Origin of the sequence: Rhizobium ecuadorense (genome assembly GCF_001187535.1) — a bacterium.
Classification (GTDB): Bacteria; Pseudomonadota; Alphaproteobacteria; order Rhizobiales; family Rhizobiaceae; genus Rhizobium; species Rhizobium ecuadorense.
Genome location: NZ_LFIO01000173.1, coordinates 1 through 282, shown reverse-complemented (window position 1 = coordinate 282; position 282 = coordinate 1). Strand labels below are relative to the sequence as shown.

The window sequence follows — 282 nt, the reverse complement described above, 5'->3', positions numbered from 1 at the left end:
GACTACCTCGTTACGACACAGCGGCGTCGCCATAATCCAGACTAGGAAAGACAGGACATCCACGGGGACCTGCCTCGTCCGTGGACAGGGCATCGCCGCTCGGTCGTCTAACGGCGGTCAATCTCGGCCTCGACCTTCTTCCGTGAGTTTCCAGCGCTCTTCACGGCCTTCTTTACGGCATCTTTCGAGACGCCTTCCTTCGTTGCTTCGTACTTGACCTCGTGATCCTGGCCGCCGGCCACGCGGGCTCGATCCTGTGCGCGGCCGCGGGATGTCGGTGTC

Annotated in this window: 1 protein-coding gene; it reads right to left on the bottom strand. The window is 62.1% G+C overall.

Annotated elements, in window-relative coordinates:
• Positions 1–107: 107 nt before the first annotated feature.
• On the bottom strand, positions 108–282 hold a 175-nt coding region (locus tag AF337_RS39700), incomplete at its 5' end, for a DUF3606 domain-containing protein (RefSeq protein ID WP_152970901.1).